Source organism: Streptomyces sp. NPDC057445, assembly GCF_042802855.1.
Classification (GTDB): Bacteria; Actinomycetota; Actinomycetes; order Streptomycetales; family Streptomycetaceae; genus Streptomyces.
Genome location: NZ_JBHVDH010000005.1, coordinates 212347 through 225224, shown reverse-complemented (window position 1 = coordinate 225224; position 12878 = coordinate 212347). Strand labels below are relative to the sequence as shown.

At 72.4% G+C, this 12878-nt stretch carries 11 protein-coding genes; 2 read left to right on the top strand and 9 right to left on the bottom strand.

Annotated elements, in window-relative coordinates:
* A complete protein-coding gene (locus tag ACFU5O_RS14495) occupies positions 1–2304 on the top strand; it encodes an ABC transporter permease (protein ID WP_384240034.1) in 2304 nt (767 codons plus the stop codon).
* Between the two features lie 38 nt (positions 2305–2342).
* Here the strand turns inward: ACFU5O_RS14495 and ACFU5O_RS14490 are convergent, their stop codons facing one another.
* Positions 2343–3116, bottom strand: a complete 774-nt coding sequence (locus ACFU5O_RS14490) for a class E sortase (RefSeq protein WP_384240032.1) — start codon at positions 3114–3116, stop codon at positions 2343–2345.
* A gap of 215 nt (positions 3117–3331) precedes the next feature.
* On the opposite strand from ACFU5O_RS14490, the gene polX reads away from it, so the two are divergent.
* Positions 3332–5053, top strand: a complete 1722-nt coding sequence (gene polX, locus ACFU5O_RS14485; protein WP_384240030.1) for a DNA polymerase/3'-5' exonuclease PolX — start codon at positions 3332–3334, stop codon at positions 5051–5053.
* Between the two features lie 75 nt (positions 5054–5128).
* Here polX and ACFU5O_RS14480 read toward each other — a convergent pair whose 3' ends face one another.
* The 8 genes from ACFU5O_RS14480 to ACFU5O_RS14445 form a co-directional block, all read right to left on the bottom strand.
* Complete coding sequence (locus ACFU5O_RS14480; protein WP_384240028.1) at positions 5129–5950, bottom strand: endo alpha-1,4 polygalactosaminidase; 822 nt, start codon at positions 5948–5950, stop codon at positions 5129–5131.
* A complete protein-coding gene (locus ACFU5O_RS14475) occupies positions 5947–6609 on the bottom strand; it encodes a spherulation-specific family 4 protein (protein ID WP_384240027.1) in 663 nt (220 codons plus the stop codon). Before ACFU5O_RS14475 ends, ACFU5O_RS14480 begins: the two co-directional genes overlap by 4 nt.
* Complete coding sequence (locus ACFU5O_RS14470; protein WP_384240025.1) at positions 6606–7532, bottom strand: NAD-dependent epimerase/dehydratase family protein; 927 nt, start codon at positions 7530–7532, stop codon at positions 6606–6608. Before ACFU5O_RS14470 ends, ACFU5O_RS14475 begins: the two co-directional genes overlap by 4 nt.
* 7 nt (positions 7533–7539) lie before the next feature.
* The gene (locus ACFU5O_RS14465; protein WP_384240024.1) at positions 7540–8253 is read right to left on the bottom strand and encodes a sugar phosphate nucleotidyltransferase; all 714 of its coding nucleotides are present in this window, start codon (positions 8251–8253) and stop codon (positions 7540–7542) included.
* Positions 8254–8305: 52 nt separating this feature from the next.
* Entirely contained in the window at positions 8306–9307 is a 1002-nt protein-coding gene (locus ACFU5O_RS14460) for an SDR family NAD(P)-dependent oxidoreductase (protein ID WP_384240022.1), read from the bottom strand.
* A gap of 167 nt (positions 9308–9474) precedes the next feature.
* Entirely contained in the window at positions 9475–10890 is a 1416-nt protein-coding gene (locus tag ACFU5O_RS14455; RefSeq protein ID WP_384240020.1) for a hypothetical protein, read from the bottom strand.
* The gene (pelF, locus tag ACFU5O_RS14450) at positions 10887–12401 is read right to left on the bottom strand and encodes a GT4 family glycosyltransferase PelF (protein ID WP_384240018.1); all 1515 of its coding nucleotides are present in this window, start codon (positions 12399–12401) and stop codon (positions 10887–10889) included. Before pelF ends, ACFU5O_RS14455 begins: the two co-directional genes overlap by 4 nt.
* Positions 12402–12506: 105 nt before the next feature.
* Positions 12507–12872, bottom strand: a complete 366-nt coding sequence (locus ACFU5O_RS14445) for a hypothetical protein (protein WP_384240016.1) — start codon at positions 12870–12872, stop codon at positions 12507–12509.
* Between the last annotated feature and the right edge of the window lie 6 nt (positions 12873–12878).

Genomic DNA, 12878 nt, shown 5'->3' with positions numbered 1-12878 from the left:
GTGCGAGCCACTCTGCGCTGGGCGCACGCCGATCTGCGCACCCACCGCGGCGAAGCGCTGTTCATCGTCTCCGCAACCGCCGGAATCGTCGCCGCGCTGCTGCTGGCGGCCGCCCTCTTCGGCTACGCCACCAACCCCTGGCAGCGGGTGTTCGCGCAGTCCCACGGGGCGCATGTCTGGATCCACGCAGGACCCGCCGCCGACATGGCCGCCCTCGAGTCTCTCGAGGGCGTGGACTCCGTGTCGGGGCCCTACCGCACCGCCACCGCCGCGGTGGAGACCCGCGGTGCACGGGCCGGCGTCGAGCTGCGCGGCGCGGCCGAGGAACCGCCCACGACCGGACGCCCGCTGGTCACATCCGGTCGGTGGCTCACCGCGGAGGCCCCCGACGGCGTCGTCCTGGAGAGCAGCATCGCCCAGGCGCTGGTGGCCGGGCCCGGCGATGTCCTCACGCTGTCGGGCACAGGGCGTACCTTCACCGTCCTCGGTGTCGCGGACAGCGCCGAGCCCCGCTACCGGCCGGGCGAGCGTCCCGGCACCGTCTGGGCACTGCCGCCATCGGTGCGGGCGGCACAAGGCGACGGCGACCGGCCAGGACACGTCATCGGGCTGCACCTCGCCGACCCGGACGACACCGACTACGCCGTCCAGCGCGCGGTGACCCGGCTCGGCGCCGGAGCCGTCACCGACGTGTCGAACTGGCAGGAGGCACGTGCGGAGGCACAGGGCGACACCCGGCTGCTCGGCCAGGTGCTCGGGCTCTTCGGGCTCGGCGCGCTGCTCGCGGCCACGCTGGCCGTGTACGGCGCGATCAGCACCCGGGTCCGCGGCCATCTCCGGGACATCTCCGTGCTCAAGGCGATCGGCTTCACCCCGGGCCAGGTGGTTCGTGTCTTCCTCGTCCAGCATCTGGCGTTCGCGGTGCTCGGAGCGGTTTCCGCCACCGTCCTGACCGAGACGCTCGGCAGCCGTGTGCCCGGCAGACTCGGGGAGGCGATCGGTGTGTGGCAGGGGCTGCCCGGGCACACCGCGGCGCTGCTCGCCGTGCCGGTCGCGGCGGTCGTGTTCATCGGTGCCACGACCTGTCTCGCGGCGTGGCGGGCGGGCCGGGTGCCGCCCGTACCGGTGCTCCCGGCCGCGACGGGCGCGGGCGGAGGGCTGACCGGTGCGGCCCGCCGGGCCCTGGGGCTGCGGGTGCCGCCCGCGCTGGTGCTCGGATTCCACCGGGCCTTCGTGCGCGGCCCGCAGACACCTGCCACGGTCGCCCGGCTCGCGCTGCCGCTGCTCCTGATCACGGTCGCTCTCAGTGCGCTGACGACGATCGGCCGCTTCGACAGCAGACCGGAGCAGCTCGGCCTCGCCGCCCCGCTCACGGCACGGGCCGACCAGAGCCTCGGTGAGAGGGAGGCGCAGGCCCTCCTCGAAGGCGACGACCGGGTGGAGGCGGCCCATCCGGGCGTCGAGGTCGCGGCGCTCGTCCCGGGCCAGACCGGCACCATCGCGCTGCGTGGCGTCGGGACGCGGCAGCAGCCCTATCCGTACTCCGTCGCCGAGGGCCGGGCGGCGCTCGGCCCGGACGAGGCCGTCGCGGGGCAGGGACTGCTGGATCTGCTGGGCGTGGGGGTGGGCGACTGGGTGCGGATGACGGTCGGCGGCCACCCGCAGATCCTGCACATCGTCGGCCGCAGCATCGAGCCCGAGAACGGCGGCCGCACCGTCTCCACCTCCCTCGACACGCTGCGCGAGAACGATCCGGCCCTGCGCCCGACGCTCTACCGGCTCCAGCTGCGACCGGACGCCGACCCGGGTGAGGTGCGCGCGGCGCTGACCGAGGCGTCCCGGGGACGGCTGGACATCCACGAGGTGACCAGCCCCGCCGACCGGCTCTCGCCGATGCGCGGCGTGGTGGTCGGGCTGATCGTGGTCCTGGCCCTGATCGGGCTCACCGAACTGTCGACGGCGATCGGCGGGACGGTACGGGAGGGCGAACGGGACCTGCTCGCGCTGAAGGCGATCGGGCTGTCCCCGCGGCAGATCACGGCGGTCACGGTGAGCGCCGTGGGTTTCACCGCGCTGGCAGCGGCGGTGGTGGGTGCCGGGCTCGGGGTGCCGCTCGCGCTCTGGCTGATCGACGCACAGGGCCGCTCCAGCGGCGTCGGCGCCGGTATCGCCCATGCGCCGTCCCTCGGTCTGCTGCTCCTGCTGGCCGCCGCGGCCGTACTGGGAGCGGTCGCGCTGTCGGCCCTGCCCGCCGCGCGCGCCGCGCGTCGCAGACTGGTGGACACGCTGGCCGCCGTCGCCTGAGGGCCGGCCGGCGCCGGCAGGGCCACCGGGCCGAGGCGTCACCCGGTGCCCGGGCCGCCTCCGTGCTCCCGTACCGAGGCCAGCACGCCGACCTTGTCGATGCGGTGCTCAGGGTTGCCCCTGTCGTCGCGCCAGAGGTTGCCTGCGGCGGTGTCCTCCGGGGTTGCGCAGGTGGAGATCGTGATCATCGCCTTGGTGGGCTGCCTGCCCGGGAAGCCGGGGACCGCCGACCGCTGCTCGGCGAGCGAGCGCTGGGAGCGGAAGGACGTCTTCCTGGTCCCGGTGATCCTGTATTCGTAGACCGTGCCGCCCGCGCTGACGAGGACCCTGTCGCCGACGCCGACCGACGGGAGGTCGCGCAACGGTCCGCCGGCCGAGAGGCGGTGAGCCGTGACCAGGTAGTTGCCGACCTGGCCGGGGCCGACCCCGCCACCGTCTCCGTACGGGCTGGCGGCGACGCCGCGATTCTGGATCCGGGTGCCCGGTCGGTCGTCCGTCGTGCCCTCGTACGGAACGACTCGCAGCTCGTCGACGCCGATCGAGGGGATGGAGAGCGAGGCGGGCGCGGTCGCCGCCGCGGTCTTCTCGGGAACGGGTTCCTCGGCCACCGGTGCCGGAGGCGGCGCTGGGGCCGATGCCCGGCCGGCGGTCGGGGTGGCTGCCGGAGCCGCGGCCGTCACGCCTCCGGGGGAGCTGACGGGGGCGGCGGCCTGCTTGCCGGGCGGCGCTGGGCCCGCGCCGGCGGAGCAGCCGACGAGCATGGCTATGAACGCCCCGGCGAGTGCGGTGGGAACAGCTCGGACACTGGACATGGAACTCCGGACGGGTGACCAGAACGGGGTGGCACCACAGCCCGTCGACGGTGGCTGCCTTGCCGGACTCAACGCCATGGATCGATCCGACGTTCCCCTGTCTGCGTCAACCTTCTGAGCTGCGACTTCTTGAGCGGGCTGTCCCTGGGGCCGCCATGGGATTGTCGTGTACGTGCCAGCAGGCGCGGCGCTGGGGACCGTGTGACGCTGGAGTCATGCCCAGGGTCAACGAAGAGATCGAGGCCCTCCTGCAGGAGTACGCCGACCTCATCGCGATCACCGGCGGCGATGCCTTCAGGGCCAGGTCCTACGAGAAGGCCGCCCGCGCCATCGGCGGCCATCACGCCGATGTCTCGAAACTCGACTCCAAGGAACTGCGGGAGATCCCCGGTGTCGGCAGGTCCATCGCCGACAAGGTGACCGAATACCTGACGTCCGGACAGATCTCCGTCGTCGAGGAACGCCGCCGGTCCGTCCCCGCCGGTGTCCGGGAGCTGATGACGATCCCGATGCTCGGCCCCAGGAAGGCCATGCTGCTCTATCAGGAGCTCGAGGTCTCCTCCGTGGACCAGTTGCTCCACGCCATCCACGAGGAGCGGCTGCGCGATCTCAAAGGGTTCGGCGAGAAGACGGAGAAGAACCTCCTCCACGGCATCGCCCTCATGCAGAAGGCAGGCAGCCGCATCCTCCTCAACGCCGCAATGGACTCGGCCGAACAGATCATCGGGGAGCTCTCGGGGATCAAGGGCTGTGAAGGCTGTACGTACGCCGGATCGCTGCGCCGAATGCGGGAGACCATCGGCGACATCGACATCCTCGTCGCGGCGGAGAAAGCGGCGCCGTTCATGGAGGCTCTCGGGAACCTCCCGTACACCGCCGAGGTCATCGCACACGGTGACAAGAAGACCTCCATCCGCACCACCAAGGGCCTCCAGGTCGACCTGCGTGTTCTGCCGCCCGACTCCTGGGGGGCGGGCCTGCAGTACTTCACCGGCTCCAAGGCGCACAACATCCGCACCCGTGAGATGGCGGTACGGCAGAAGCTCAAGCTGTCCGAGTACGGGCTCTTCGACGCCGAGAGCGGCAAGAAGATCACCTCGGAAACGGAGGAGGAGATCTACCGCCGTCTCGGTCTGTCCTGGATCCCGCCGACGCTCCGTGAGGACCGAGGCGAGATCGCGGCAGCCCTGCGAGGCGAACTCCCGGACCTGGTCACAGAGAAGGACATACGCGGCGACCTCCACACCCACACCGACCTCACGGACGGTCTCGCCCCGCTCGAAGAGATGGTCGCCGCGGCTGCCGAGCGCGGATACTCCTACTACGCGGTCACCGACCATGCCCCCGATCTCGCCATGCAGCGCATGACCACGGAGAAGATGCTCGCCCAGCGTGAGCGCGTCCGCGAACTCGACCGCAGACACCGGGGGATGCGGCTGCTGCACGGCACGGAGCTCAACATCGGCCCCGACGGCGGCCTCGACTGGCCCGACGACTTCCTCGCGGGCTTCGACATCTGCGTCGCCTCGATCCACTCGCACTTCAACCAGAACCGGCAGACGCTGACCCGCCGCCTCGTCCGGGCATGCGAGAACCCCTACGTGGCCGTCATCGGTCACCCCACCACGCGCCGCATCGGCAGACGTCCGGGGATCGACGCCGACTTCGACGCCGTCTTCGAAGCCTGTGCCAGAACCGGCACGGCGCTGGAGGTCAACGCCCACCCCGAGCGACTCGACCTCGGCGACGAGGACATCCTGCGCGCGAAGCGGTACGGCGTGAAATTCGCCGTGAACTCGGACGCCCACTCCACCACGCATCTGCCGTACATGCGCTACGGGGTGGCCACCGCACAGCGCGGCTGGCTGACCAAGGACGACATCATCAACACCTGGACACTGACGAAACTCCGCCGCTTCCTGCGCCCCGCCTCCTGACCGCGGCCGGTGGGCCGCCCACCATCACCCCCGCCCCACGCCCCTTCGCCCGCCCACCGTCACGCCCGCCCACCCTCAACAGGGCTGCCGCCAGCGGTCCAGCTCGAGCTTCTTCCTCATCGAGGACAGGCCGAGACGTCGGCTCCGGTCACAGAAGTCCTCTGTGGACAGGTCGTATTCGACGTGGAAGACCGCCTTGCCCGCCTTGATGAAGGGAGTGAGCGCCGCACACTCGTCGTACCTGGCGCACTCCTCGTTGACCGCGAACTCGAAGTCCTCGACCAGTGCCGGGATTTGCGGCACATCGTTCTTGAGGCCCACGGACAGCCCCCGGTCGTGGGCGATGCGGGCGATCATGCGGTTGTACGTGAGCTGGTGGGCGGCCGTCAGGGGGAAGCCGGTGTCGTTGAGGTAGGCGTCCATGAGGTCGGGCTCCACCGCGTCGAAGCCCTTGTCGCGGCACATGTCGAAACGCCGCTCCAGCAGCGGCCGGAGCACATCGAGCCGGCGGATGTCCAGCCAGCGCTCCCCGTCCCAGCCGTTCGGCCGGCCTCGCACGGCAGCGGGGAAGTCGGCGCGATCGGGCCTGAAGTCCTCCCATGCGCCCGCGTTGATGTAGCAGATGACCTTCCGGCCGTCCCGGTGCAGGCGTGCGACGTCGGCCGCGGAGTTCTCGAAGCCGTCGATGTCGTACACGGGAACATCCGCCGCCGTCGGATCCGCGCGGCCGTTCAGCTGCCACTGCCAGGGTGTGCCCGGCCCGGGCTGCCAGCGGGTGCGGCCCGGACCGGGTGTCGGGCCCGGCGGGGGTTGCGCCGTACATCCCGCCACCAGGAGCAGTGCGAGTAGCGCGACGAGGGCGCTGAACACCGGCGGGCGGCGGACCTGGGGGCTCACGGTGTTTCTCCGAGAAGGGCGGGCGGGGGAGCGGCCCAGGGGTTGGGCAGGGTGTCCGCAACGGCGCAGGACACCGCCGCCCCGCGCTCCTTCGCCGCCCGCGTGGCGACCTCGGCCAGCGCGGGTGGCACACCGTACACCAGATGGCAGAACCGCTCCTCCGGGTGACGCGCGGTCCAGCGGGGGCGGGTGAAGGAGGCCAGATAGACCGACCAGGATCCCTCGAAGGTCACGAGCAGATCGGCGATACGGGCGTAGCCCGGGGCGGGGTGAACTCCCGGATTGAGCACGATCGTTGCCGCCCCTCGCTGCCGGGCCGCCCGCACGAGACGCCGGCACGCGGGCAGGGCCGACCGGTCGGCGGGCACCTGGTCGAAGAAGCAGCCGTCGGTGCCGTACCACTCGTGGTGGCGGTCGAGATCGCGGAGCACCGCGACGTCCGGGCGTACCCCGTAGTCCAGGTCGACATAGCCGAGGACGCGCGTGCCCGCCGCCCGCAAGGCGCGGGCGGCGGAGACGAACGCCGGATCGGGCGCGGTGCCGGGACCGTTCGCGGCATTCAGCACCACACCGTAGATCCGGTCGGCGCGCTCCGCGACCAGCCGCCAGGCGTCCGGGTCCTGCGCAGGGTGCACATAGAGCGGTACGAGCAGGTTCATGGCGCCTGTTCCGCCACCGGGCCGGTTGCCGGCCGTGCGTACAGCGAGGCCCACAGGGCGGCGAGCGAGTCCTCCAGCCCGAACCGGGGCTCCCAGCCGAGGGCGTCGTGCGCCGCCGTGATGTCGGAGCACTGCCACGCGACACCGGCGGAGCGGGCCGAGCCGCTCCCCGCCTCGTCGATCCGCCCCCGGAATCCCGCCGCTTCCGCCAGCGTGTGCACCAGGTCGCGGATCGGGACGGCACGGCCGCCGCTGATGTTGAGAACCCGGGGCAGCGGCCCGTCCGCGGTCGTGGCCAGCACCACGGCCCGGGCCAGGTCCCTCACATCGACGAAGTCGCGGTACGCGGACAGATCGCCGAAGCGCACGACGGCGCCCGGGTCGCTGCCCGCCTGGTGCAGCCGCATCGCGGTGCCGCCCGGCAGACTCAAGGGCGCGGCGCCGGGGCCGACCGGATTCCCCACACGCAGGACGACCGCGTCGAGCCCCGAAGAGGCGACGGCGACCGTCCCCGCGAGCTTGGTCGCGCCGTAGGAGGCGAGCGGCCGGGTCGGGGCGTCCTCTGTGACCCGTACGCCGTGCTCGGTCGCCCCGTACTCCGCGGCAGAACCAAGATGGACCAGCCGGGCCGATGGCGCCGCCTTCCGGAGCGCCGCGCACAGCACGGCTGGGCCGCGGGCGTTGACCTCGGCGTCCGTCACGGGGTCGCCGCCGACGGCCCCCGCGCAGTTGACGACGGCGTCGGGGGCGAAGTCCGCGAGGGCATCGGCCAGCTGCCCCGTGCCGGCTGTGGCGAGGTCGACGCGGAGGTCGGCGGTGGGGGCGCGGCCGGCACCGAACAGCCGCGTGCCCCCCAGCGCGCGCAACTGCTCTGCGATGTGGCCGCCCAGGTACCCGGTGTAGCCCAGAAGGATGATGCGCATGGGGTGTTCAGGCTCCCTTGAGCAGCAGCGACTGATGCGTGGTGAACTCGGCGTTGGCCCGGTCGTAGTCGTCGGGTCGGCCGATGTCGAGCCAGTATCCGTCGAACTCGTAGGCGCCCGGCGCGTCCCCGGCCTTCAGCAGGTCGAGGACGAGCTCGTCGAAGCCCAGTGGCAGTCCGGGGGTGTACCCGTCGAGGGTCCCGCGGGACAGGCCGTACACACCCATGGAGACGCGGTAGTCCATGCTCGGCTTCTCCGCGAAGCCCACCACCTTGCCCGCGTCCGTGGTCAGTACCCCGAAGTCGATGCGGACCTTGCGGGCGTAGGTGGCGATCGTCAGCGGGGCGCCCGATGCGCGGTGCCGTCGCAGCACGTCGGCGTAGTCGAGATCGGTGAGAATGTCGCCGTTCATGACCAGGAACGTCTCGGGCAGCCGGTCCCGCATGGTCAGCAGCGGGCCCATGGTGCCCAACGGGCTCTCCTCGGTGGCGTAGTCGATGCTCAGCCCCCAGCGCGAACCGCTGCCGACATAGGCGCGGATGATGTGGCCGAGATGGCCGACGGCGATGGTGCAGCTGGTGAAGCCGCAGGCGGCGAGCTGGCGGAGCACGATCTCCAGGATCGCGTGCCGGTCGCCGATCGGCACGAGCGGCTTGGGGAGCGCGGTGGTGTACGGACGCAGCCGGATGCCCTTGCCTCCGGCGAGAATTACGGCGTGCATGAGGAGCCCCTTGTGGGTAAGGCGGTCGGAAGACGCGGACGGTCCTGAAGCGTCAGATGTTGTAGATGTCGGTCTTGTACCGGGCGAGGTTGGCCGGTTCGCGGAAGAACTCCACCGTCCGGGTCAGGCCCTGCTCCAGGTCGTGCTCCGGCGCCCAGCCGGTCGCCTCGCGCAGCCTCGTCGCGTCCGCGACGAGGCGCATGACCTCCGACGCCGCGGGGCGGATGCGCTGCTCGTCCTCCTGCACGTCGACGTCGGTGTCCATCACCTTGCCGATGAGGCGCACGAGGTCGCCCACCGAGATCTCGCCGCCGGTCCCCGCGTTGAAGGTCCGGCCCACGACGGACGCGGCCGGCGCGGTGCCCACGGCCAGGAAGGCCCGTGCGGTGTCCTTGACGAAGGTGAAGTCCCTTGTGGGCCGCAGATCGCCGAGGGTGATGGTGCGCGCGCCCGCGGCGACCTGGCCGATGACGGTCGGGATCACGGCTCGCATCGACTGCCGGGGGCCGAAGGTGTTGAAGGGCCGCAGCGTCACCACGGGCGTCTCGAAGCTCGCGTGGTAGCTGTCGGCGAGCCGGTCGCCGCCGGCCTTCGACGCCGCGTACGGGGACTGGGTGTTGATGGGGTGGTCCTCGGTGATGGGCGCCGTCCGCGCGGTCCCGTACGTCTCACTCGTGGAGGTGTGCACCAGTCGGGGGATGCCCAGGGCCCGCACGGCCTCCAGCACATTGAGGGTGCCGGTGACATTGGTGTCCACATAGCTGTGCGGTGCCTGGTACGAGTACGGGATCGCGATGAGCGCGGCGAGGTGGTAGACCGCGTCGGCGCCTTCGGCGAGGGCGCGGACGGAGCCGGGGTCGCGGACGTCGCCCAGGACGATCTCGACATGGTCGAGGACCTCGGGCGGCAGGGTCTCCAGCCAGCCGTAGGAGGAGAAGGAATTGTACTGGGCCATGGCGCGGACCCGGTGACCGGAGGCGACGAGCTCCTCGGTCAGGTGAGAGCCGATGAAGCCCTCGGCCCCGGTGACGGCGGCGAGCGGTGCGGAAGTCAACTGGTGTTCCTTTTCTGGCAGTCCGGTGCTGTCGGTTTCGGTGTCGGTTGTCTGTGTCGGTGTCTCGTGGTGATCGGTGGCTTGCGGTGATCGGTGGTTTGCGGGGAGTAGTGCCCGTCGGGTGTGCGTGGTGTCGGTTTCTGTGATGTGTGTTCCGGTCCGGGGGGTCAGGCGTGCGCGGTCGGCCGCCCCAGCAGCCGGAGGACGGCGACGACGAGCAGTGCCGCCGCGGTGCCGGAGCAGACCAGCAGGGCCGCGGTGCCGGGAGGCCGGCCGAGGACCGCCGTGGCCGCGGCGCCCGACGCCGCGGTGAGTGCCACCGCGGCCGGGGGCCAGGCGACACCGAACGCCTGCAGCAGCAGCGCGGTCCACAGCAGTGCCGCGACGGCCACCAGCGGGCCCGGTTCTGTGCCCGTCAGCAGCGCCGCGGGCACGAGCGGGAGCAGATAGCCGCCCAGACAGATCGCCAGCGCGCCGGCGGACCGCAGCCGGAATCCGGTCTCGTCCGCCGCCGCACGGAGCGCCGCCACCGAGAGTCCCCGGTAGCGGTACAGCAGCCACTCCGCCCAGCCCATGCTCACGGTGAGCGCGATCACGGCGAGCGGCTGCCGCTGCCCCACGAGCATCACCAGCACACCGGCGGACAGCCCGAACAGGCCGTACGGAAGCGACTCGACGAGCCGCGGCCGGGCGCCGGCGCCGGACGCCGCACCGGCCCCGACCATGACGCGGACCGCATGCCCCGCGGCCACGGCGGCCAACAGCACGGTCAGCGACGGCAGTCCGATCCGCAGGGCGGGACCCGGGTCCCACCAGGGCAGCACCGCGGATCCCGCGACCAGCGGGGTGAGCGTGGCCAGCAGGATCCGTTCCTTGCCGCACACCAGCAGCACTCCGGCCGCAGCGAGATACAGCGACTGCCCCACGGCGAACAGCGCCGCCGGGCCCGGGCCCGCCACGGCGAGCCCGGCCGCCGCCGCGGCGACGGCTCCGGCCGGCGCACCGACCAGCAGCGTCAGGCCCGCCTCCCGCCGCCCCGCGGTCAGCCGCAGATACGCGCGATGACTGAGCGCCTGCCCCCATGCCCAGGACAGCAGGCCCGCCGCGACCAGCGCGTACACCCCCCGCTCGCCGTGCCACAGCTGACCGGTCAGCAGATAGGCCAGTCCGGGCAGGGCGAACAGCGCGCCGCGCAGGGCACACCGGACATGATCGGGCGCCCAGGGATCGGCCCCCGGAGGCGGCTGAGGAAAGCTGCGCGGCACGCGCCCGTACAGGTCGGCGGCGAGCGAGAACAGATCCGGGTGGCCGTAGCGTTCCTTGATCTGATCGCCCGTCAGTCCCTCCGACTCCAGCACGGCGGCCACCTCGTACGGGTGCACCGCCGGCCCTATCCGGTCGGCCAGTTCGGCGGCCAGCACATCCACCGGATCGTCGGCCGCCCGCGGCACGCGAAGTGCGAGGGTGCCGTCGGGTGCCCGTGCCGAGAGGCGCAGAGCGAGCGTGACCTCGGGGGTCGCGAGCCGTGCTGCGAAGGCGTCCCCATGGCCCGGACCGGGTTCGAGGGGCATGGGACCGCTCATCCGGCCACGCTCCTCAGAGCCGCCTCTTCGTCGAGGTCGCCGCTCCACGGGTCCGCGAGCCGGAGCGTGCCCCGTACGGAGAGTTCGAGGTAGACGGCCCGGAAGGTGTCGACGGTCTGACGGAGCGTGAACTGTTCGATCACCCGCCGCCTGGCCGCCTCGCCCATGGCCGCGCGCCTCGGCCGATCGGCCAGCAGCTCGAGCGCGGCCGACGCCATCGCGCCCGGATCGCGCGGCGGGACGACCAGACCGGCCTCGCCCACCGCTTCCCGCACTCCCCCCACATCGGTGGAGACGGTCGCCCGGCCGCACGACATGGCCTCGATCAGCGTGAAGGGGAAGCCTTCGCTGATGCTGGAGAGCATCACCACGTTTCCCGCCGCGTAGGCGTCCCGGATGTCCTCGACCCGGCCTTCGAAGGTGACCGCGTCGCCGTGGCCGAGTTCCTCGGCGAGCGCCTCACAGCGCTCCCGATAGGCCTCGCCGCCGCGCGGAGTGCCGCCGAAGAGCCGGAGCGTGGCGTCCGGGAGCACACCACGGACCTGGGCGAACGCCCGTATCAGGGTCTCCAGGTCCTTGATCGGGTCCACCCGGCCCGCCCAGCTCAGGGTGGGGCCTTCCGGCTCGGGACCGGCGGGCGGGAAGGCCGCCGGATCGACGCCGTTGTAGACGGTGCGTATCAGCCGGGGATCGGCGCCGCCCTGCTCCTCCCACAGCCGGTTGTACCGGTTGCCGGGTGTGATCAGGGCCGCCCGCCGATAGGTCTCCTCGGCCAGCAGCCGGAAGAAGCCCAGCAGCACGGCCTTGACCGGCCAGCGGTACGGCGCTGTCCGGTAGCCCAGATAGCGTTCCCGCAGATAGACGCCGTGCTCGGTCAGCAGCAGCGGGACGCCGTGGAGTTCCAGGGCGGCCAGCCCCGGAAGGACGGCAACGCCTCCGCTGACCGCGTGCGCCACGCCGTGCTCCGGCGGGCGGGCCGCGAGCGGCCGGAGCGCATGCTCCAGCAGCCCGGTGGCGGTCACCGCGTCGTGCAGCGACGGCCGGGCTTCCCGGACGGTCAGGCCCGGCCGGTTCCAGACGCCGGTCATGACGCGCAGAGCGCGGTCCCCGCGCAGCGCGGGACCGAGCTGTCCGTCGCGTGCGGCGCGGGCCATCTCGTACAGCGCCGGCGCGAAGCCGTCCTCCGCGGACGGGTCGAGCAGGGCCGTCAGAAATCTCTCGTACGCGGCCATGAGCCTTCGCTCCCGGCGGCCGCGCGGCGGTGAACCGGCGGGAGCGGGGCCCCACATGGGGACCGTCAGAGGTTCCGCGACGTGGGGTGGCAGGTCCCATACGACGGCTTCGCGTCCGGTGCCGGTCACCGCGATGACGTCGAAGTCGATGTCGGGCATGCCGCCCACGAGCTGGTCGCACCAGACGCTCACACCGCCATGACTGTGCGGGTAGGTGCCTTCGGTGAGGAGGGTGACCCGCGCCGCGCCTGAGCGCGGCGCGCGGTTCTGGACGTGCATGGATGAGCTCCACGGCAGAAAGAGGTGGGGCGGAGGGCGAGCGAAGGGTTCCGGACGCCGGACGGCATCCGGAACGCGTCCTCGCGTCGGCCGGTGGGGCCGGGTTCAGCGACGCCGGTCGGCGCCGGGCGGCACATGACGGCCGACCCCGGCGGGCACGGGCACGTCGGGCGAAGGGGCCGTGAGGCGCGTGGTGCCGCTGCTGGTCCCCGTCCCCGTCCCCGTACTCGTCGCCGTCCCGGTCGCGGGCGCGGGCGCCGACGGCAGGGAGAGCGTCACGCTCGCCTGGCCCGCCGCGGGGATGACCCGACCGGAGACGGTCCCCGCGTACGGCTGCCCGAAGGCGGCCGTCCCGTCCAGGAGTGCCTGGCCGGTCCCGGACGGCATCGTGGCGTTCACCGCGACACCTTCGGGAGCGGTGACGGTCACCGAGCCGCCGACCCGGTAGGCGGTGACCTGACCGGCCTTCACCGCGCT

Bases quoted from the DNA above. Each gene is read 5' to 3' on its own strand.
- ACFU5O_RS14490 (WP_384240032.1), bottom strand. From the start codon at position 3,116: ATGTCCAGTGTCCGAGCTGTTCCCACCGCACTCGCCGGGGCGTTCATA.
- polX (WP_384240030.1), top strand. From the start codon at position 3,332: ATGCCCAGGGTCAACGAAGAGATCGAGGCCCTCCTGCAGGAGTACGCC.
- ACFU5O_RS14475 (WP_384240027.1), bottom strand. From the start codon at position 6,609: ATGAACCTGCTCGTACCGCTCTATGTGCACCCTGCGCAGGACCCGGAC.
- ACFU5O_RS14470 (WP_384240025.1), bottom strand. From the start codon at position 7,532: ATGCGCATCATCCTTCTGGGCTACACCGGGTACCTGGGCGGCCACATC.
- ACFU5O_RS14465 (WP_384240024.1), bottom strand. From the start codon at position 8,253: ATGCACGCCGTAATTCTCGCCGGAGGCAAGGGCATCCGGCTGCGTCCG.
- ACFU5O_RS14455 (WP_384240020.1), bottom strand. From the start codon at position 10,890: ATGAGCGGTCCCATGCCCCTCGAACCCGGTCCGGGCCATGGGGACGCC.
- pelF (WP_384240018.1), bottom strand. From the start codon at position 12,401: ATGCACGTCCAGAACCGCGCGCCGCGCTCAGGCGCGGCGCGGGTCACC.